At 48.7% G+C, this 20,038-nt stretch carries 21 protein-coding genes; all 21 read left to right on the plus strand.

The annotated features are described in order from the left end of the window. Positions 1–10: 10 nt before the first annotated feature. The 21 genes from L7E55_RS08035 to rsfS all read left to right on the plus strand — a co-directional run bounded on the left by L7E55_RS08035 (position 11) and on the right by rsfS (position 19,780). Entirely contained in the window at positions 11–1,042 is a 1,032-nt protein-coding gene (locus L7E55_RS08035; RefSeq protein WP_277443607.1) for a rod shape-determining protein, read from the plus strand. 60 nt (positions 1,043–1,102) lie between these two features. Next, the gene (gene mreC / locus L7E55_RS08040; protein WP_277443608.1) at positions 1,103–1,930 is read left to right on the plus strand and encodes a rod shape-determining protein MreC; all 828 of its coding nucleotides are present in this window, start codon (positions 1,103–1,105) and stop codon (positions 1,928–1,930) included. A gap of 30 nt (positions 1,931–1,960) precedes the next feature. Next, positions 1,961–2,452 carry a rod shape-determining protein MreD gene (gene mreD, locus L7E55_RS08045; protein WP_277443609.1) on the plus strand — a complete coding sequence of 164 codons (492 nt, stop codon included), beginning with the start codon at positions 1,961–1,963 and terminating at the stop codon, positions 2,450–2,452. 25 nt (positions 2,453–2,477) lie between these two features. Continuing rightward, positions 2,478–4,451 carry a penicillin-binding protein 2 gene (mrdA, locus tag L7E55_RS08050; RefSeq protein WP_277443610.1) on the plus strand — a complete coding sequence of 658 codons (1,974 nt, stop codon included), beginning with the start codon at positions 2,478–2,480 and terminating at the stop codon, positions 4,449–4,451. A gap of 122 nt (positions 4,452–4,573) precedes the next feature. Continuing rightward, entirely contained in the window at positions 4,574–5,005 is a 432-nt protein-coding gene (gene minC / locus L7E55_RS08055; protein ID WP_277443611.1) for a septum site-determining protein MinC, read from the plus strand. Positions 5,006–5,105: 100 nt separating this feature from the next. Continuing rightward, positions 5,106–5,900 (plus strand): septum site-determining protein MinD, encoded by a 795-nt coding sequence (gene minD / locus L7E55_RS08060; protein ID WP_277443612.1) that lies wholly within the window; start codon positions 5,106–5,108, stop codon positions 5,898–5,900. Positions 5,901–5,921: 21 nt separating this feature from the next. Beyond that, the gene (gene minE, locus L7E55_RS08065; protein WP_277443613.1) at positions 5,922–6,194 is read left to right on the plus strand and encodes a cell division topological specificity factor MinE; all 273 of its coding nucleotides are present in this window, start codon (positions 5,922–5,924) and stop codon (positions 6,192–6,194) included. A 244-nt stretch (positions 6,195–6,438) separates the two neighbouring features. Next, positions 6,439–7,620, plus strand: coding sequence for a rod shape-determining protein RodA (gene rodA / locus L7E55_RS08070; RefSeq protein WP_277443614.1), 1,182 nt, complete (start codon positions 6,439–6,441; stop codon positions 7,618–7,620). Positions 7,621–7,724: 104 nt separating this feature from the next. After that, complete coding sequence (locus L7E55_RS08075; RefSeq protein ID WP_277443615.1) at positions 7,725–8,474, plus strand: M23 family metallopeptidase; 750 nt, start codon at positions 7,725–7,727, stop codon at positions 8,472–8,474. A 210-nt stretch (positions 8,475–8,684) separates the two neighbouring features. After that, positions 8,685–9,575 (plus strand): M50 family metallopeptidase, encoded by an 891-nt coding sequence (locus L7E55_RS08080; RefSeq protein ID WP_338091193.1) that lies wholly within the window; start codon positions 8,685–8,687, stop codon positions 9,573–9,575. A gap of 202 nt (positions 9,576–9,777) precedes the next feature. Continuing rightward, on the plus strand, positions 9,778–11,652 hold the full coding sequence (locus L7E55_RS08085; RefSeq protein ID WP_277443617.1) for a TIGR03960 family B12-binding radical SAM protein: 1,875 nt from the start codon (positions 9,778–9,780) through the stop codon (positions 11,650–11,652). After that, positions 11,621–12,313, plus strand: a complete 693-nt coding sequence (locus tag L7E55_RS08090) for a TIGR03936 family radical SAM-associated protein (RefSeq protein ID WP_277443618.1) — start codon at positions 11,621–11,623, stop codon at positions 12,311–12,313. The genes L7E55_RS08085 and L7E55_RS08090 overlap by 32 nt, the downstream gene beginning before the upstream one ends. A 44-nt stretch (positions 12,314–12,357) precedes the next feature. Then, positions 12,358–14,049, plus strand: a complete 1,692-nt coding sequence (locus L7E55_RS08095; protein WP_277443619.1) for an Rne/Rng family ribonuclease — start codon at positions 12,358–12,360, stop codon at positions 14,047–14,049. 201 nt (positions 14,050–14,250) lie between these two features. Further along, the gene (rplU, locus tag L7E55_RS08100) at positions 14,251–14,562 is read left to right on the plus strand and encodes a 50S ribosomal protein L21 (RefSeq protein WP_277443620.1); all 312 of its coding nucleotides are present in this window, start codon (positions 14,251–14,253) and stop codon (positions 14,560–14,562) included. A gap of 23 nt (positions 14,563–14,585) precedes the next feature. Next, positions 14,586–14,894, plus strand: coding sequence for a 50S ribosomal protein L27 (gene rpmA, locus L7E55_RS08105; protein WP_338091194.1), 309 nt, complete (start codon positions 14,586–14,588; stop codon positions 14,892–14,894). A 91-nt stretch (positions 14,895–14,985) separates the two neighbouring features. Beyond that, on the plus strand, positions 14,986–15,561 hold the full coding sequence (locus L7E55_RS08110) for a Spo0B domain-containing protein (protein ID WP_277443622.1): 576 nt from the start codon (positions 14,986–14,988) through the stop codon (positions 15,559–15,561). Between the two features lie 23 nt (positions 15,562–15,584). Continuing rightward, positions 15,585–16,853 (plus strand): GTPase ObgE, encoded by a 1,269-nt coding sequence (gene obgE, locus L7E55_RS08115; protein ID WP_277443623.1) that lies wholly within the window; start codon positions 15,585–15,587, stop codon positions 16,851–16,853. A 265-nt stretch (positions 16,854–17,118) separates the two neighbouring features. Continuing rightward, complete coding sequence (gene proB, locus L7E55_RS08120; protein ID WP_277443624.1) at positions 17,119–18,246, plus strand: glutamate 5-kinase; 1,128 nt, start codon at positions 17,119–17,121, stop codon at positions 18,244–18,246. A gap of 104 nt (positions 18,247–18,350) precedes the next feature. Beyond that, positions 18,351–18,956, plus strand: a complete 606-nt coding sequence (gene nadD / locus L7E55_RS08125; protein WP_277443625.1) for a nicotinate-nucleotide adenylyltransferase — start codon at positions 18,351–18,353, stop codon at positions 18,954–18,956. Positions 18,957–19,060: 104 nt separating this feature from the next. Next, positions 19,061–19,315, plus strand: a complete 255-nt coding sequence (locus L7E55_RS08130; RefSeq protein WP_277443626.1) for an RNA recognition motif domain-containing protein — start codon at positions 19,061–19,063, stop codon at positions 19,313–19,315. A gap of 108 nt (positions 19,316–19,423) precedes the next feature. After that, positions 19,424–19,780: a ribosome silencing factor gene (gene rsfS / locus L7E55_RS08135; RefSeq protein WP_277443627.1), complete on the plus strand. Its 357-nt coding sequence runs from the start codon at positions 19,424–19,426 to the stop codon at positions 19,778–19,780. Positions 19,781–20,038 lie beyond the last annotated feature (258 nt).

Below are 20,038 nucleotides of genomic sequence, written 5' to 3' on the forward strand. Positions count from 1 at the left end.
GGGCCGGGAAATGCGCGTCGGTCTGTTTTCAAAAGACATGGGTATGGATTTGGGTACAGCCAACTCCCTCGTATATGTCAAAGGAAAGGGTATAGTTATCCGTGAGCCTTCGGTAGTAGCGATCCAGAAGGATACGGGTCAGGTGCTTGCGGTCGGGGAAGACGCCAAGAGAATGATTGGCCGTACTCCGGGGAATATCGTGGCGATTCGTCCGATGAAAGATGGAGTTATAGCTGATTTCGACGTTACTCAAAGCATGATTAAATACTTTATCAATAAATCTCTGAGAAACCGTACTTTTTTGGTCCGGCCGCGAGTGGTTGTAGGCGTTCCATCCGGGGTTACCGCGGTGGAAGAAAGGGCGGTGCGTGAAGCGGCGCTTCAGGCGGGAGCCAGGGAGGCTTATCTGATTGAAGAACCGATGGCGGCGGCTATCGGGGCGGGATTGCCTGTTCACGAGCCGACCGGCAATATGATTGTCGATATAGGCGGGGGTACTACGGAAGTAGCTGTAATATCCCTCGGCGGCATTGTTACCAGCCGCTCGATCAGGATAGCCAGCGACGAGATGGACGAGGCCATTATCAACCACGTTAAGCGCACCTATAATTTGTTAATCGGAGAGCGCACGGCTGAGTTGATTAAAATTCAAATCGGCACGGCTTATCCGCTTTCGACGCTAGAGACAGAAGAAGTCAGGGGGCGTGATTTAGTCACGGGGTTGCCTAAAACTGTGAATATAACCTCTGAAGAAATCTACAAAGCCCTTTCTGAACCCGTAACGAGTATCATTGAGGCTATTAAGGCCACGCTTGAACAAACCCCGCCGGAACTGGCGGCGGACATCATGGACCGGGGTATTGTCATGGCTGGTGGCGGGTCATTGTTAAGAGGTCTTGACCGGCTGGTTATTGAGGAGACCGGGATGCCGGTGCATCTGGCGGACGAGCCGTTGCTGGCCGTCGCTTATGGCGCCGGCCGGGTGCTTGAGAATATTGATGTGTTGCGCAAAGTATTAATTCAGCCCAAAAAATTGGCTTAAGGCAGTTTCCGTACCTGATTATCAATATCCGGAATCATTAAAGCAGGGAGTGAATGATGGGTGCGTTGGGTAACTGCCAGGCGGCTATTGTTACTTGCGGCCTTGGTGGCGGCCGCCCTGGTGGCCATGCGTATTACGGTACCGGAGCGAACCCGGCTGACACCCCTGGAATTCAAGTTCAGGGATGCTATAGCACCGGTACAGACTGGTTTAACTTGGTTGGGCAAACAGGCGAGTCATATGTTATCTTTCCCAATTTCCATGTATAGGGCGGGAGAGCGCAACCAGGCTCTGGAAGAGGAAGTAGACCGCCTGCAAAGCCAGATAATCCAGTTGAACGAGTATAAGTTGGAAAATGAGCGTTTAACCAGTTTGCTTAGTTATAAGCAAGTGATGGCTAAGACATATAATCTGGTCGCCGCGTCTGTCGTCGGCAGAGATCCGAGCAACTGGTTCGGTACCATAACCTTGAACAGAGGAACCAATGACGGTGTCAAGGAAAACATGACTGTCCTAACACCGGAAGGACTGGTAGGGCGGGTTATATCCGTTTCCTCCTCTACCTGTGATGTTCTTCTGATTACCGACCCGCGCAGCGGGGTGGGTTCGTTAATTCAGGATACGCGTACTTCCGGTATTGTTGAAGGGACAACCACCAGTTCAGGTATGACCAGGATGATTCATATCCCCAACAGCGCGACGGTGGAAGCAGGCCAGGCGGTGATTACCTCAGGGCTCGGGAGCATTTTCCCAAAAAACATACCTGTGGGGAGAATAACCGATATCCGGAGTGAACCATCCGGTATGTTCAATAGCGCCGATATTCAACCATTTGCCGATTTAAGCCGGCTGGAGGAAGTACTGATAATTATCAGCAGGTATCCTTAAAGCCTGGATCGCTGTGGGGAGGTTATAACAGTGCCGTTTCCCGCTTTGTTGCTCCTGCTGGGAGTGGTTTTGATACTCCAAACCACGATAATGGACTATTTAAGCGTATACGGGGTTAAACCCGACCTGGTTATGCTGCTAGTTATTTTTAACGGCTTCCTCCTGGGTCCTAAGGAGGGGGCTTTTTTGGGTTTCGCCGGTGGAATAATTGAAGATTTGTTTTCCGGGAGCTATATTGGAATAAACGCTCTTACGAAAATGGTTGCCGGCTATTTAGCCGGTTTCTGCGGTGAGCGTCTTTATAAAGAGAATTCACTGGTAGTAGCGGGAGTTGCCTTTTTTTCCACGACAGTTGGTTTACTGATAAATTATTTTTTACTGCTGTACCTAAAAATTTACATGCCCTTTTTTTATACCTTGTTTAGAGTGATTCTTCCCACAGCGCTTTATACGGCAGTGCTGGCGCCGTTTTTCTACAAGCGTGTGCTCCATTTGGTAATCATTAAGAATAAGGATTTATAAATGCTGCGCAGGGGCGGGGGACAGAATGGAAAAGAAAACTGTTGAGCGAAGAATGCGTGTTTTCCTTTATATAGTAATTTTTATCTTTGTTGTTCTTGTGTCCAGGCTGGCTTACATGCAGTTGCTGCAAAACGATAAGTTTTCCACGATGGCGAGGGAAAACCGGATGAAGTTGATTACTATCACCGCCCCCCGCGGTGAAGTTTTCGACCGCAATGGTGTTAAAATAGTGGGCAATCAGCCGGTATATACAGTTTCTCTTGATAAAGTTTCCCTGGTGAGCCTTGGACAAAAAGATACTGGTGAGGTGGTCCGGCGGCTGGCAGCGATTTTAGGCACAGATCCCCAGGAAATTCAGCAAAAAATCGACCAGCAAGAACGCCTTTACGAACCTGTAAAACTGGCTACCAAGGTGCCTTTGGAGGTTGTCACCAGAATTGAGGAGCAGCGTCTGGAACTGCCTGGCGTAGTCATTGATATTGAGCCGCTGCGGGAGTACCCCAATGGGAATTTGCTGGCTCAAGTTATGGGATATGTGCGGCAAATCAACGAGGACCAACTTAAAGAAAATAAAGATAAAGGATATAAGTCCGGTGACCTTTTTGGGCAGTCAGGACTGGAATATACGTACGAGCAATACCTGCGCGGTCAGGACGGCGGGAGGCAAGTTGAGGTTGACTCCATGGGGAGGCCGGTACGTGATCTGGGTGTTAAAGAACCGGTGCCGGGCAATAATTTAGTGCTTACGATTGACCATAAGGTGCAGAAGGCGGCGGAGGAAGCCCTGGCCAGGGCCTCCCAGGAAGCGTTGAAACAGGGTTATAACGAAGCCAGGGCCGGCGCCGCGGTTGCCCTCGACGTGCGGACCGGAGCAGTGCTGGCTATGGCCAGTTACCCCGGATACGACCCGGTAAAGCTCTCTGGAGTATTGTCCCAGAAAGATTATGACGAAATCTTTAACTCGCCCTGGAAACCCATTCTTAACCGGGCATTGTTATCTTATGCGCCTGGCTCAACTTTTAAAATGATTGTTGCCATGGCCGGCCTGGAGACAAACACCATCACCCCTCAGAACACAATATCCGACCCGGGTTATTTTATTTGGGGCACTCGGTACGATGACTGGCAGCCGGGTGGCCATGGGATCGTGAACATGGTCAAGGCAATTAAAGTGTCTTGTGATACCTATTTTTACCAGCTTGGTTTTAAGACAGGTATTGATAACATTGCCCGTTTTGCCAAGGAGTTTGGACTGGGCAAGAAGACAGGCATTGAGCTCCCTGGTGAGGACGCTGGCGTTGTTCCCAGCCCTGACTCCAAACTGCAGTTGCGCAAAGATTATTTAAGCTCCCAAGATCTGAAGAAAGTGCAAGAAATTGAACAGCGATACAATGATCTTCTGGCCAAAGCGACCAGCGATGAACAGAGAAAACAATTGCTCAACAAGAGATCTGATGAGTTGCTCGCGGTAGACTGGGAGTTGGCATGGCATGATTATGACACGATTATTTCCTCAATTGGCCAGGGTGATAACCGCTATACGATGCTCGAAATGGCAAATTACGTTGCCACCATCGCCAATGGGGGCACTCTTTATAAACCATTTCTGGTGCAGCGGGTAGTTGATCCTAATGGTAAGGTTATTAAAGAGAATAATCCAGTTGTGGTAAACCAGGCCAAGGTATCACCAAAAACTCTGGCTGTAGTCAGAGAGGGGATGCATGAGGTAACGCTGCCTCCTGACGGCACGGCTTACGGTTTTTTTGCCGGGTTCCCGCCTGTGGCCGCCAAAACCGGAACTGCTGAAGTAACCGGCCATAACAATCATGCTCTGATTGTTGCCTTCGCGCCTTTTGATAATCCGGAGATCGCCGTAGCGGTGGTCGTTGAATTCGCAGGTCATGGTGGTACCATGGCCGGACCGGTTGCCGAGAGCATGCTTGCAGCCTATTTTGGTTTGCCTGAACCAGGTAAGAAATCAGTTAGCAGCCCGGAATAACAGAAATGTGTCTAAAAAGCATAAAAAATAGGGTTTTTTATTGAGTCTTTTTTGTTTTTTATTAGCAGGATTTGGTTATCGACCGTAGAATTTAATATCTGATAGCCGCGGTTCAGGAGGAGATGGCTTTGGCTAATTCATATAGTGTTTCAGGATTTGGCCGGGATATTCCAGCTGATTTGGATGAGCTGGTTGACGAGAAAACGATCCTGGTGCAGCGGACGCTGCGTTCTGGCCAGAGTATTTATTACAACGGGAATGTGGTTATATTGGGGGATGTTAATCCGGGAGCCGAAGTGACAGCGACAGGCAATGTTATTGTGATGGGCTCCTTAAGAGGTGTGGTGCATGCCGGGGCGGGCGGTGATGAAAATGCTGTGGTGATGGCTTTTCACCTCCAGCCGACTCAACTTAGAATAGCCAATCATATTACCCGCCCTCCGGACAATGAGACGGAGGATGCTGACTACCCGGAGATGGCGCGGATCAAAGACGGAGTTGTTACTATTGAATTTTTCCAGACTGCTGGAGAGCGCCAAGCCAAGAGCATTTGACAGTTGCCTGTAGTTGGGCAGTAATTAAAATGAACATGTACAAGTTTTTTGACCTCCGGCGCGAGGCGTCCAATGACTTGACAGGAGGAGGAACTAAAGGATGGGCGAAGTAATTGTTGTAACTTCCGGCAAAGGGGGTGTGGGAAAAACCACCTCCACCGCCAATATCGGAACCGGTTTGGCGGCCATGGGTTATAAAGTAGCTTTGATTGACACTGATATTGGTTTAAGAAATCTGGATGTTGTTCTGGGACTTGAAAACAGGATAGTTTTTGATATTGTTGATGTTGTTAACGAAAACTGCCGGCTGCGCCAAGCGCTGATTAAAGACAAGCGGTTTGAAGGCTTGCACTTGCTCCCGGCTGCTCAAACCAAAGATAAGACAGCGGTCAGCCCGGACCAGATGCGTAATTTATGCGCGGAATTAAAAAATGATTTTGATTATGTCATTATTGATTGCCCGGCCGGTATCGAGCAGGGTTTTCGTAATGCTATAGCCGGGGCGGAGAAGGCGGTTGTGGTAACCACGCCGGAAGTCTCGGCGGTACGGGACGCCGACAGGATTATCGGACTTCTGGAAGCCGCTGAATTGCGTGAACCGAAACTGATTATTAACCGTATCCGGCAAAAGATGGTCAAGCAGGGGGACATGATGAGCATTGATGATATCATCGACATCCTGGCTGTTGACCTGCTCGGGATAATACCGGAAGATGAGATGATTGTAATTACCACAAATCGTGGAGAAGCCGTAGTGCTGGATCAGCATTCCCGTTCCGGCCAAGCTTACAGAAATATTGTCCGCCGCATATTAGGAGAGGAAGTGCCAATAATTAATCTGGATGAAGGCAGTGGTTTCTTTAATAAAATTAAGAAAATTATCGGCCTGGGGTAAACCGGGAAGGGGGGAGCAGCCTTGTTAGATTTTATCGCCAAGCTTTTTGGTAAAGACAGCGGGAGTAAAAACGTGGCAAAAGATAGACTGCGCCTAGTTCTGATGCATGACCGGGCCAGTATATCGCCCCAGATGCTCGATTCGTTGAAGCTCGACTTGATTAAAGTTATTTCAAGTTACATGATTATTGACGAGGCCAACCTGGAGGTGAATCTGGACTCTAGCGGCAGCACGGTGGCGCTGGTTGCGAATATTCCTGTCAAAGGGATGAAACGGGCCGCGGGAACTGCTTAAAGATGTCCGGTTTGTAAAGATGCAACAGCCTGTATTATCTGATACGGGCTTTTTTTGTGCGTTAATTTATAATATAATACAAGTATTCAAGAATTCAGGAGTCAGGAGTCAGAATCCAAAATATTTGAGGACGATAAACCATTTTATTAATCTGATAATTTAGTAGTTACAATATACTTAACCAGAAAGAATATTTATGTAAGTTGTTACCGTGTTGGGAAAAAATTTTGAAAGGAATAGCTGAGTGTTAATTCAAAGCAGATTTTTAAAAAAGCTCGATCATACTATATTGATTTCAGTTTCTATGATCATTCTGCTTGGTCTGATTGTCATATACAGCGCTACAAAGCCAACCGAGTTGCTGCCTGTAGCGGGATCTGTCGCCAAGAGCGCGGATCCCTTCGCTTTTGTAAAAAGGCAAATAATTTTTGTGTTTTTGGGAATAGGGATGATGTGCATGATGCTTTATATCCATTATGAGGATCTTATAAAGCATATGAAATCCCTGTATATAATTAACCTGATCATGCTTGGGGCGGTAATTTTTTTTGGGGTTTCCGAGTTGGGGGCGCAGCGCTGGATTAGTATTATGGGTTTCCACTTCCAGCCTTCCGAATTTTCCAAGCTAATTATCATAGTTTGTTTTGCGGCCTTTCTGACATCCCGTAAAAAAAAGCTTAACCGGTTTCGTGACTTGCTTCCCAGTTTTGCGTTTTTCGGCGTTCCTATAATGTTGATCCTAAAACAACCGGACCTGGGCACTGCTCTGGTGTTTTTTGCAGTAATGTTCGGGATGCTCTTTGTGTCAGGCGCGAACCCCAGGCTGTTAGTCCTGATCATAGTTGTCGCTCTCGGAGCGGTATCATTATGGATATGGGCTCATTTCTGGCTGGAGGCAAACCGCGGGGTGCAACTTTGGATGCCACTGAAGGACTACCAGCTAAACAGGCTGATTATTTTTATCAACCCCTGGCAAGATTGGCATGGCGCCGGCTATAACGTGATCCAGTCGCAAATTGCCATCGGTCAGGGTGGTTTCTGGGGGCGCGGGTTATTCCAAGGGAGCCAGACTCATGGAGATTTTCTGCCTATTCAGGAAACCGATTTTATTTTCTCGGTCGTCGGGGAGGAACTTGGTTTTATTGGCGCGGTTATCCTTTTAACTCTTTATTTTATTGTGATCTACCGGTGTATTCTGATTACGATGAACGCTAAGGACGATTTCGGCACCCTGCTTGCTGCCGGAGTGGTTTCTATGCTTACTTTCCATGTTTTGGTCAATGTGGGTATGACCTGCGGGATCATGCCTGTGACCGGCATCCCATTGCCGATGTTCAGCTCCGGAGGAAGCAGCATGATAACCAACCTTGCGGCGCTCGGCCTGCTTTTGAATATAAACATGAGACGACAAAAAATAATGTTCTGACCGGGGTACAAACCGCCCCGGTTTTTTTTATGGCCAGTCATATTTCCTGATAAAGGAAAATATGCTTTTAAAGACAAGCTTTCAATAGTCGGGGGGGTTCATATTTGAAGGGGATTGATTTTAAGACAAGCGGACCGTTTAAAAAAGACGATGATTGGATTTCCTGTTATCAACAGCCCCACTGGAAGAGGCCTGGACACAGGGGGGGCAGTAGATATAACCTTTACCGCGCTGCCGTCGCCCTCTTGATCTTTATGGCGTTTTGGGTCGTCAGGGAGACCCACAGCCCCTGGGGCTTAGAAGCGAAAGAAACCTTGAAAAGTGTGCTGACTTCTGAGTGGAATTACCAGCCTGCGCTGGAAAGAGTGGTTCAATTCGGCTTACAGATTGCCAACACGGACTGGCCTTTATTCAACGCTGTCCAGCCTGTTGTTTCAAAACCTCAGCAGGGTAATGTAAGTGTAATGCTGCCGGTGCCGGTCTCAGGTAAGGTAGTCAGGGGGTACGGTATGACTATCGACCCGGTCGACGGCATGGAGCGTTTTCATTGTGGAATTGATATTTCCGCTCCAGTAGGCAGCGCGGTCAGGGCGGTGCGGGACGGCAGGGTGAAACGCACAGGTGACAGCGCGGCAGTGGGGAAGTATGTATTATTGGAGCATGACCAGGGCAGCTTTACTCTTTATGGTGAGCTTGCCAGGGTGCTAGTTAGCGAAGGACAGCAGGTGCAAGCCGGCCAGAATATTGGAGAAATTGGTGTGGAGGGCGATATTTCAGGCGGGGGTCTGCACTTTGAAATGCGGGAGAACAACAAACTGGTGGATCCTTTGACTAAGTTGCAGCCATTAAATTAAAAGTAAGGGTAACGGGTCAGGAGTCAGTAGTCAGTAGTCAGAAGTCAGTAGTCAGAAGGCAGGAGAGACAGGGACGAAAGACGAAAGACAAAAGACAGGAGTCAAGGAGTTAGAAGACAGGATGAGGAATCAGGAACCAGTGAATAGAATGGTTTCGTCTTAAAATATTCTGAATTCTGACTACTGACTACTGACTCCTTGAAGAAGGTGGTGTTGTTTTTGAAAATTGGCCGTGTTTCCGGGATGGAGATCCATTTAAATAATTATTTTTTAGCCCTGCTCGGGCTGTTTTTTGTGGCTGGTGTGCTGGGGAAGGGGTTGATTGCTTTTGCTGTAGTGCTTTTCCATGAGTTGGCGCATGTAGCCGTTGCCCGCCGCTTGGGCGTGCAAGTTTCAGACATCGAGTTGTTGCCTTTTGGCGGTGTCAGCCGCATGGGTGGTGATATCGTTTTTGACCCTGCCAAAGAAGTTTATGTTGCTGTTGCCGGACCGGCAGCCAACCTTTTTCTAACCGGCTTGGGTACTGTGTTAAATAATCACAGCCTGTGGGATAAAGACCTGGGGCTGTTTTTTCTTCACTGCAACCTTATGGTGGCTGCCTTTAACCTGCTTCCGGCGCTGCCCCTGGACGGCGGCAGGGTTTTCCGCGCCTACCTGGCCAGACGGTCCGGTTTGAAGAAGGCAACTTACCTGGCGGCTTGGTGGGGGCAGTTTTGGGGCGTCGTGATCACCGCCGGTGGATTAGCCGGGCTGGTAATGCGCCTGTCGGGACTGGATATCATTATAACCGGCCTGTTTCTGCTCTACGCCGCCACTCGGGAAAAGAGCCTGGCGCCGTATCATTTTATCCGGCATCTCGTTCAAAAGAAGAATGAGTTGGCGGCAGCGGGCGTGCTGCCCGGAGAACCGCTTGTTTCTCTTGATACGGTACGGTTGGGACATTTGATCCAAGCATTTCTGCCTCAGCGATTCCACTTGGTTCTCTTGCTCGGTCACGACTGGCAATATAAGGGTGTGGTCAGTGAAGTTCAGATAATTGAGGCATTGCTGGCTGAGGGGGTTGACTGCCCTGTCGGCAAGTTGTTAAATCCACATGTCTGAAAAGTCTGGTTTGCATGTCTTAAATTGCCTGGAACACCGCATAGTATTATTCAATAGAAAGGTTTTCAGTACCGGTTGTAGAATAATACTTTCAGGGAATATTCCCCCGGCGGCTTTGGGTTATACTAGTATAGATAATTATTATTGCGGATGTTTTATTGTAGCTTGCTGCCGGAAGTATTAACGGGGGATACAATATAATATGGATTTGCTCGATCAAATTTTGCCGCTGGTACAAAAGCCTGCCCGCTATACCGGGGGTGAGTGGAACATCGTCCGGAAGGACTGGGACAAGGTTGACATAAAGGTGGCTTTCGCTTTTCCCGACGTTTATGAAGTAGGCATGTCCCACTTGGGCTTGCAGATTCTTTACCATATCGTCAACAGCCGGACTGACGCCCTGATGGAAAGAGTATTCGCGCCGTGGCTTGACATGGAAGAAAAAATGAGGGAGCACAACCTGCCCCTTTTCACCCTGGAATCTTTCCGGCCGGTCCGTGATTTCGACGTGGTTGCCTTTACCCTGCAATATGAAATGTGTTATTCCAATGTCTTGAACATGCTCGATTTGGCCGGTATTCCCATAAAATCCAACCTGCGCGGTGAAGAACACCCGCTGGTTATTGCCGGCGGCCCTTGTGCTTTTAACCCTGAGCCGCTGGCTGATTTTATCGATCTGTTCGTTATTGGTGAAGGTGAAGAAGCGATTGGAGACTTTTTAGACTTTCTCCGTAATGCGAAGAACCGGAACCTCGCCAAAAAAGACTTATTAAGAGAGGCCGCGCGGGTGCCTGGAGTTTACGTGCCTTCGTTATACCGGGTTGAGTACCGGGAAGACGGTGAGATTAGCAAAGTGGAACCGGTGCTGAAAGGAGTGCCGGAAATTGTCAAAAAGCGGGTTGTACGGGATATGGACAAGGTATCTTTTCCAACCCGGCCGGTGGTGCCTTCCACTGAAATAGTGCATGACCGGATTATGATTGAAGTGTTGCGAGGCTGTGCCAGGGGATGCCGTTTCTGCCAGGCCGGCATGATTTACCGGCCGGTGCGGGAGAAAAAGCCGGCTACGGTGTTGCGGCAGGCTGCCGGACTGGTCCGGCAAACCGGTTATGACGAGATTTCTCTGACATCCCTCAGCACCAGCGATTATACCCCGGTGCGTAGCGTGATTAACGCGCTCATTAAAGAGCATGCCGGCTGTGGCGTAAGCATTTCCCTCCCCTCGCTCAGGGTTGATAATTTTTCCATGGAACTGGCGAAAGAGGTCCAGAAAGTGCGGCGGTCCAGTATCACTTTGGCGCCGGAAGCCGGCACCCAGCGCTTGCGCGATGTGATTAACAAAGGGGTTACTGAAGAAGATCTGATGTCAGCCACTGAAGTGGCCTTCCGGGAAGGCTGGCAGGCAGTCAAGCTCTATTTTATGATTGGCCTGCCCACGGAAACGAACGAGGACCTGGACGGGATCATTCACCTGGCCCGGGAGGCGCTGGCCCGGGGCAGAAAAGCCGGCGCGCGCCGCGGCCGGTTACGGGTGACTGTAAGCGTTTCCTCCTTTGTGCCCAAGCCTCACACTCCCTTTCAGTGGGAGCCGCAGGCATCAATGGCAGTCCTTAAAGAAAGACAAGCTTACCTGGCCGCCGGACTGCGCGAGCGGGGATTGGTTTTCAACTATCACGACACTGCCGTAAGCTTTATGGAGGCGGTATTCGCCAGGGGTGACCGGCGGCTGGGCGCGGTGTTGGAAAATGCTTTCCAGCTAGGCTGTAAATTTGACGGCTGGTCGGAAAATTTTCATTATGAACGGTGGCTGGAGGCCTTCCGGCAGGCGGGACTTGAACCCGGCTGGTACGCTTACCGGCGGTATGACTATGATAGTTTACTGCCCTGGGACCACATCGGGACCGGTTTGTCAAAGCAATACCTGATACGCGAGCATCAGCGGGCTATGGCCGGTAAAACCACGGAAGACTGCCGGACAGGCGCTTGTACCGGCTGTGGTTTATGCTCCGGTCTGGAGGTCGAACCGGTTTACGCGGGGGGTGAGCGTGACGTCCAGTTACCGGATGCAATACAGTAAGAAAGGGCCGGCCAGGTATATTTCCCATCTTGATTTACTGCGGTCCTTTGAGCGGGCCGGCCGGCGGGCCGGGCTGCCGCTGTCTTTTACTCAGGGTTTTAATCCTCACCCGAAAATTTCCTTTGCCGCTCCACTGGGGGTTGGAACGGCTGGTGAGGCGGAATACGCGGACATCGAGCTAAACGCTGACTTACCGGCGGCTGAAGTGTTCCGGGCGCTTTCCGGTGTTTTGCCGGAAGGACTGCGGCTGATTGAAATCCGTTCAATTCCGGAACAGTCGCCCTCCTTAATGGCGGCTGTTGACTGCGCTACCTACCGGGCTGTGGCAAAACTTGACCGGCCTTTAGACCGTAAGGAGCTGGACAGCGCCATTTCTTCTTTCATGGCCCGGCCGGAGATATGGGTGGAGCCAAAGCTTAAAGCAAAAGAGAACAAAAAACGGAATATCCGCCCGGGGATTTTTGCGCTGTCAGCCGAGTCTGAAAATGATATAATAATATTGGAAGCGGAATTGAAAACTGGAAGTAACGGAAATGTCCGGTTCGAGCAAGTGCTGGAAGCCTTAGTGGAAACAGGAGGCTTGCCTTTGAAAAGTGGATTCGTGTTGAGCAGGACAGGTGTATTCACAAAAAACGGGCAAGAGAAAAAAACATTATGGTAATAATATAAATAAGTTAATGGTGTAAATAAAGCGAGGATAAGTTTATGTTCAAGGAAATTATTGTTAACGTTGGTGAAGAAGAAAACAGGGTAGCTGTTTTAGAAGACAAAGTACCCGTGGAATTATATATTGAGCGGTCGGTCAACCAGCGCCTTGTAGGTAATATTTTCAAGGGGCGGGTGGAAAACGTGCTGCCCGGGATGCAGGCGGCCTTTGTAAATATCGGCCTGGAGAAGAACGCTTTTTTATATATTGAAGACGCGCTGCCGGCCAGGTCCGCGGAAGGATCCGGCCAAGCGGGTTCAGCTTTGGGATTGAATATTTGCGACATATTAAAACAAGGCCAGGAAATGGTCGTTCAGATTGTTAAGGAGCCGATTGGCACCAAGGGGCCGCGGGTTACCACACACATTACCTTGCCCGGCCGTTTTCTGGTATTGATGCCTACTGTAGATTACATAGGCATCTCCCGCCGGATTGATTCGGAAAAAGAAAGGGAGCGTTTAAAAGATCTAGCCTCGCGGGTTAAACCGGCGGGAATGGGTGTGATTGTCCGGACGGTGGCGGAGGGAGTGGAGGAAGAAGAATTTCGCCAGGATATCAATTTATTGACAAAATTATGGCGGAAGATTCTCAGCAGAGCGGCCCACGGGCCGGTGCCCAATCTGGTGCACCGTGATCTGGTGCTGGTCCAGCGTATATTAAGAGATGTTTTTACAGAGGATGTCGACCGTCTGACTCTGGATTCCCGTTATGAGTATGAAAAAGTTCTCGACCTGCTGGACATTACCGGACCGCACTTAAAAATGAAAGTTTTCCTGGAAGAGCGGGAAAATATATTTACTGAGTATGGAATTGAACAGGAGATTGAGAAAGCGCTCAAGCGAAAAGTTTGGTTGAAATGCGGCGGCTACCTGGTCATCGACCAGGCTGAGGCGTTGACCGCCGTGGATGTGAACACCGGCAAGTATGTGGGCACCACCAACCTGGAAGACACCGTGCTCAAGACCAACCTCGAAGCAGCCAAGGAAATCGCCAGACAGCTTCGCTTGCGAAACATCGGCGGTATAATAATTGTTGATTTCATTGACATGACGAAGGAAGAGCACCGTCAAGAAGTGCTGCGCGTGCTGGAGGAAGAAATAAAAAAAGACAAGACCAAAACAAATATTCTAGGGATTACCCAGCTTGGCCTGGTCGAAATGACCCGTAAAAAAGTACGCCCCAGCCTGTCGGAAGTGCTGCAGAAGCCCTGCCCGTATTGTGACGGCAGAGGGAAGGTGTTGTCAGAGGAAACCCTGGGTATTAACTTTAAAAGCCAGATTTATCATATAGCCCGTCAAACTTCGGCGGACACCATCCTGGTGGAAGCGAACCCGCTAGTCGCGGCAAGATTGATTGGCAGCGGGGGAGTCAGTCTGAGAGACTTGGAAGGCAAGACAAACAAAAGTCTATACATCCGCGGTTCGGCCATGCATCATATCGAATCGGTCACAATTAAGCCAATCCATGACAACGATGATATTCAGGAACATACTCTGCCGGTTAAAACGGGAGAGGTTCTGGAAGTCAAGGTAGAAGAGCCTCACGTTTCCAATTTGAATGACGGCATTGCCCGTGTTAACGGATTCATTCTTAATATTGAGGGAGCCGGGGTGATGGTAGGCGAAACCATTCCAGTGGAAGTGGGCAAGGTTTTCCGTACTTACGCCAAGGCCCGCCCGGTCAGAATATGACAGACCCAAGAGAGTGGTTATAAAAGTAATTGGTGAATAAAGCGCGGTGGCCTTGACAAATTTGTTTGATATGTTAAAATCTTATGTCGTAGGTGTTTTTACCTGCGCCAATACCGCTCGGAACAGGTTGTGTTTGGATGAGAACGGAGGCACTCTCCTACCTGGTTCCGGCGAGTCCTGACATTACAGGGGTGAATAGTATTGTACGCAATTATTGAAACAGGCGGCAAACAGTACCGCGTTCAAGAGGGCGATACTCTCTATGTTGAGAAGTTGCCCGCCGTTGCCGGTGAAACGGTGGAAATCGACAAAGTATTAGCAGTGATTAAGGACGACGAATTAGTAGTAGGCGCACCGTTTGTGCAGAATGCCAAGGTGCTTTTTAAGGTAGTCAGGCACGGCAGGGGAAAGAAAATAATCGTTTTTAAGTACAAGGCTAAGAAAAATTACCGCCGCAAGCAAGGTCACAGGCAAGCGTTTACTCAAGTTACCGTGGAAAAAATTGAGGCCTAATTGTTTAACTTACAATTGATTACATGAACCTGATCGGAAATTTGATACTGGAGGTGATTGTTTTGGCGCACAAGAAAGGTGTAGGCAGTTCACGCAACGGCCGCGACTCCCAGCCCAAAATGCTTGGTGTAAAGAGGGCTGACGGCCAGTTCGTTTTAGCCGGAAATATTCTGGTCCGCCAGCGCGGCACCAAGATTCACCCGGGTCGCAATGTCGGCAAGGGTGCGGACGATACCCTTTTCGCTACGGTTGACGGTACAGTCAGTTTTGAGCGGAAGGGCAGGGACAAAAAGATTGTTAGTGTGAACCCGCCAGAAGCAGTAGTTGTATAGGGAATTTAAGCGGTCCCGGAGGGGACCGCTTATTAATTGTATGAAATTGTTCTTTTCACGGGCTGCAGCAAATACAGAAAGGGGTATATGCTTGAATATATTAAACTATTTAGAAATTATTCAGGTGCAAAGACATGATTTCTTAAATCACCTGCAAGTTATTTCCGGTTTGCTGCAGTTAAATAAAGTTGAGCGAGTGCGGGAGTATATAAATCAAGTAGGTTTGGAAATAGCCCATGCAAGTAAAACAAGCAGGGTTAAAATTCCGGAGGTCTCTTTAGCGTTACTTTACTGCCTGAATGAAGCGGCGAAGTATCAAGTGGAAGTCGAGTTAACTGTCAATTCGGATTTTTCCGCTTGTGGGGCGCCTGGTTCTGTGATCGGGCAAGCTATTGAGCAGTTAGTGGATTGCGCGCTTGATACAATTTTTTCACCGGAAGTTGCAAGGAGACGTCTTGAGATCGTTTTTAATGAAACCGATAAGAAGTATAACTGCCGGTTGCTTTTTCCTGAGCCTGTCCAGTCTGATTTGCGCCGGTTTGAGAACAGACTGGCAAGTGTTGGAGAACTCGTGAGCCCGCATGGTGGCCGTGTAAATATGGCGATTGCCAATAGTGGCATAGAGATTTTTTTAATTTTCCCACGTAAAGATGTAAAAGCTGGTTAAACTACTTTTAAGGTGAATCTGGCATGTTTTACGATAAAGCAAAAATTTTTGTCAAAGGCGGCGACGGCGGAAATGGCTGTGTCGCCATGCGCAGGGAAAAATACGTTCCGGAGGGTGGCCCCTGGGGCGGTGACGGCGGACGGGGCGGAGATGTTGTCTTACGCGCCGACGAGGGGCTGCGTACACTGGTTGACTTTCGTTACAAACGACATTACAAGTCTGAGCGCGGCCGTCACGGTGAAGGCAAAAACAGGCACGGCGGATCAGGTGATGACTTGATTATCCGGGTGCCGGTGGGAACAGTAATAAGGGACGCGGAAACCGGTGAGTTCATTGCCGATTTGACTGAAAACGGCCAGGAGGTAGTGGCGGCCCGGGGCGGGCGGGGCGGCAGGGGAAACGTACATTTTGCCAACCCACATAATAAAGCGCCAAAAATGGCTGAAAAAGGTGAACCCGGTGAAGAGCGCTGGCTCGACCTGGAACTAAAACTGCTCGCTGACGTCGGGTTGGTGGGTTTTCCCAACGCGGGCAAGTCAACTATAATATCCCGGGTGTCTGCGGCCAAACCTAAGATCGCCGACTATCCGTTTACAACAATAACACCGAATCTTGGCGTAGTGCGCCTGGAAGACGGGCGCAGCTTCGTTGTTGCCGACATACCGGGTTTAATTGAAGGCGCTCACTGTGGTACCGGTCTGGGGCATGAATTCTTGCGGCATGTGGAACGCACCCGCCTGTTGGTGCATGTCCTCGATGTGGCGGGTGGCGATGGCCGCGACCCGGTGGACGACCTGCGGGTGACCAACCGGGAACTGTCTTTGTACAATCCCGCTATCGGTGAAAAACCACAAGTTATCGCCGCAAATAAGATGGATTTAGATGGTGCCCCGGAAAATCTCTCCAGAGTTAAAGATATTTACGGCGACCAGTATGATATATTTCCAATCTCAGCTGTTACCGGGAGCGGGCTTGACGCGCTAATTTACAGAGTGGCTGATCTATTGGAGGAACTACCCCTGGAACCACCGCCTGTCGTTGAACCGCTCTATAATGTCACGCACGTTGCGCAGCCGCGATTTACAATCGACCGTGAGGATAATTGTTTCATTGTGGGAGGTAGAGAGGTCCAGCGTCATGTTGCCATGACCGATTTGAACAACGAGGAGTCGGTTGAGCGTTTGCAACGGATAATGCAGCGCATGGGTATAGACCACGCTCTCAAGAACGCGGGAGCAAAAGAAGGAGATACAATTAAAATCGGCGGGTTTGAATTCGAATATGTGGATTAAGGGTAAGTAGTCAGTATTCAGTAGTCAGAATAAGAGAACCGGCAAAAACATTTGAAGACTTACTGGTATGACAAAAGCTCACGATTAGTAAATTGCGGTAAGTATATTTCCGGGTTTATTGTGAATTCTGACTACTGAGTTCTGAATACTGATTCGTTAAGGCGGACTTTATAGATCCGGCTTTTTTACTTTCACTGGGTAATTGGATATGGTATACTATCCATGGTTTGGTCAATAAAAAGAGTCATCCATTATGAGAGGCAATATGGGAGAACAACAACGTAATTTCCAACTATTTAAACGTTTTGTCGTTAAAGTAGGCACTAGTTCAGTTAATCACCCCAACGGAAAACCCAACCTTTGTCAGATAGAAGGCCTGGTTCGCCAACTTGCTGACTTGTGTAATCAAGGAAAAGAAGTAATCTTGGTGACCTCAGGCGCTATCGGCGCGGGTGTTGGGAGACTGGGCCTGAAAAGTCGCCCAAAGAACATTCCGGAAAAGCAAGCCGCGGCGGCTGTCGGCCAGGGAGTATTAATGCATATCTATGAGAAGATTTTTGTTGAATACGGTTTGACCGTCGGACAGGTGCTCTTGACGCGGGAGGATTTCTCCGACAGACGGCGGTTTTTGAATGCTAGAAATGCTTTGCATACATTGCTCCGGTTTGGTGTTATTCCGATAATTAACGAAAATGATACAGTAGCGGTGGATGAGATTAAACTGGGCGAAAACGACAACCTTTCTGCCTTGGTGGCCGGTCTGGTCGACGCGGAAATGTTATTTTTGCTTTCCGACGTTGACGGGCTTTACACAGCGGATCCCCGCAAGAATCCGGATGCCAATTTAATACATGACGTAAAGGAAATAACTACGGAACTGGAAGAATTGGCCGGTGAAGCCGGAAGCATGGGTACCGGCGGAATGACAACCAAACTGCAGGCTGCCAGAATAGCCATGCATTCCGGAGTGGTAACAGTGATTGCCAGGTCGGGAAAAAAGGACGTGCTGCGCCGGGTTATCGCTGGTGAGCTGGAAGGGACCGTCTTCTGGCCATTAGCCAACAAGTTGGAAAACAAAAAAAAGTGGATTGCCTATAGTTCTACCGTTCAAGGAAGAATTTTTGTGGACAAAGGAGCGGTCCAGGCATTGTCGAAACATGGTAAAAGCCTGCTGCCGTCAGGTGTAACAGGGGTGGAGGGAGTTTTTGAACTGGGCAATACCGTCAGTATTGTCAATCCGGATGGGCAGGAAATAGCTAAAGGGTTAACCAACTACTCTTCCGATGAGATCGTAAAAATAAAGGGCGCTCAGACGAGAGATATCACGCGCATTCTTGGTCATAAGGACTACGATGAAGTGGTGCACCGTAATAATCTGGTTCTTGATTTGTAAAAACAAGACTGAAACCTGTTTTGCTCTATACCTTTAATGACTTTTACTTGATTTTTACATAATAAGATTGTAAAATTTCATTTATGAGCAAGAGTTCCAGCCGAGTGTTCAAGTTGGGAGTAATGGGTGGAACCTTCGACCCGATTCATAATGGCCATCTGGTTGCTGCGGAAGGTGCGAGAGATGAACTGGCACTGGACAAGGTTGTGTTTGTCCCCGCAGGCAAGCCGCCGCATAAGCCGGGGCATGATATCGCCGATCCTAGGGATCGTTATATTATGACTGGGCTGGCGATCGCCTCCAATGAATTTTTTGAGGTTTCATCTATTGAAATTGAGCGTCCCGGGCCTTCTTATACTGTTGATACAATTCAGTCATTAATGGACCGGTACCCTGGGGCAGAGATCTATTTTATAACCGGGGCTGACGCAATATTAGATATTATTACCTGGAAAAACTTCGAGAAGTTATTGTCGCTGTGCTTTTTTGTCGCAGCATCCAGGCCTGGTTATCCGTTAGACAAGCTTAGGCAAAAAGTTAGCGCTTTTATTGAGTACCCGGAACGAAAGATCCTAAGTATGGAGATTCCAGCGCTGGCTATATCGTCAACTGATATCAGGCGGCGTGTGCTTGCGGGTAAGACAATCAAGTACCTGCTGCCGGAGCCTGTGGAAGATTATATTGCCAGACACAAACTATACCGGCGTTGAAACCTGGAAAAATCTTTGTCTGGTTAAGTTTGCATTAGGACAGTTCCTTCTGCAGATAATAGTTCCAATTAATAAGTTTCGTAAAGGGAAAGAGGTGATTACTTTTGACGCGTACATTGTATGTTGGAAATCTACCGTGGGCTACTAAAGCTGAAGATCTTGCCAACGCTTTTTCAGTACATGGCGAAGTTCTGAGTAGCCGCGTTATTACAGATCGTGAGACTGGTCGCTCCCGCGGGTTTGGTTTCGTTGAAGTTCGGGAAGAGGATGCGGAAGCTATGATTGCCGCAATGAACGGTACGGATCTTGACGGTAGGATTATCACCGTTAATGAGGCAAGGGCGCGGGAAGAAAGATAAAGGAAAAACCTCCAATTAAGGAGGTTTTCTCTTAAGTAATATTTTGCGGTGGCATTGTATATGGGAGAGAATATTATACTTTATACAGTATTATGAGGGGGAGTGACGTTGTCCTTAAGTCCACAGGCAATGGTGAACGTTGCGGTGCAGGCAGCGGAAGACAAGAAGGCAGCAGATATAACCGTTCTCGATATTCGTGAAATATCTGTTATAGCGGATTATTTTATTATTTGCAGCGGCCGCTCAGGTACTCAGGTACAGGCTATTGTTGAGAATATCCAAGAGAGGCTGGAAAAAGACGGTGTTATTACTTTACGCCGGGAAGGCTTCCGGGAAGGTAACTGGGTGTTGTTGGATTACGGTGATGTCATAATTCACGTCTTTCGGGAATCTGAACGGCAATTCTATAATCTTGAACGCCTGTGGGGTGACGCTCAGGTGGTTGGGCTCCCCGTCAATATTTAAATGTATAACGCAACGGTGAATATCCTGAGATTGCCTTTAGGGAATCTCGATGATAAAACCTCTTGTCCTTCGCAGGATAGAGGTTTTTTGTCGTTAAGCAAATTATGCTTTTTCAAGAATTATATGCCCAAGTTTTCCGGGGGTAAATTCGTTCTTGTTGTAAGGACGGGCCTTGAGTAATCCATATTTTTATGATAAAATCTGCAGATGGGTAAAAACACCTTTATCTTTGAAGCATGGTGGCTGCGTCAGTGAGGC

It is taken from the genome of Pelotomaculum isophthalicicum JI (assembly GCF_029478095.1).
Lineage (GTDB): Bacteria > Bacillota > Desulfotomaculia > Desulfotomaculales > Pelotomaculaceae > Pelotomaculum_D > Pelotomaculum_D isophthalicicum.

What these genes read in the sequence shown, in the direction of transcription:
- L7E55_RS08035 (WP_277443607.1), top strand. Translation starts at nt 11, where the DNA reads ATGCGCGTCGGTCTGTTTTCAAAAGACATGGGTATGGATTTGGGTACA.
- obgE (WP_277443623.1), top strand. Translation starts at nt 15,585, where the DNA reads ATGTTTTACGATAAAGCAAAAATTTTTGTCAAAGGCGGCGACGGCGGA.
- L7E55_RS08095 (WP_277443619.1), top strand. Translation starts at nt 12,358, where the DNA reads ATGTTCAAGGAAATTATTGTTAACGTTGGTGAAGAAGAAAACAGGGTA.
- rpmA (WP_338091194.1), top strand. Translation starts at nt 14,586, where the DNA reads ATGAACCTGATCGGAAATTTGATACTGGAGGTGATTGTTTTGGCGCAC.
- proB (WP_277443624.1), top strand. Translation starts at nt 17,119, where the DNA reads ATGGGAGAACAACAACGTAATTTCCAACTATTTAAACGTTTTGTCGTT.
- minC (WP_277443611.1), top strand. Translation starts at nt 4,574, where the DNA reads ATGGCTTTGGCTAATTCATATAGTGTTTCAGGATTTGGCCGGGATATT.
- L7E55_RS08085 (WP_277443617.1), top strand. Translation starts at nt 9,778, where the DNA reads ATGGATTTGCTCGATCAAATTTTGCCGCTGGTACAAAAGCCTGCCCGC.
- minD (WP_277443612.1), top strand. Translation starts at nt 5,106, where the DNA reads ATGGGCGAAGTAATTGTTGTAACTTCCGGCAAAGGGGGTGTGGGAAAA.
- mrdA (WP_277443610.1), top strand. Translation starts at nt 2,478, where the DNA reads ATGGAAAAGAAAACTGTTGAGCGAAGAATGCGTGTTTTCCTTTATATA.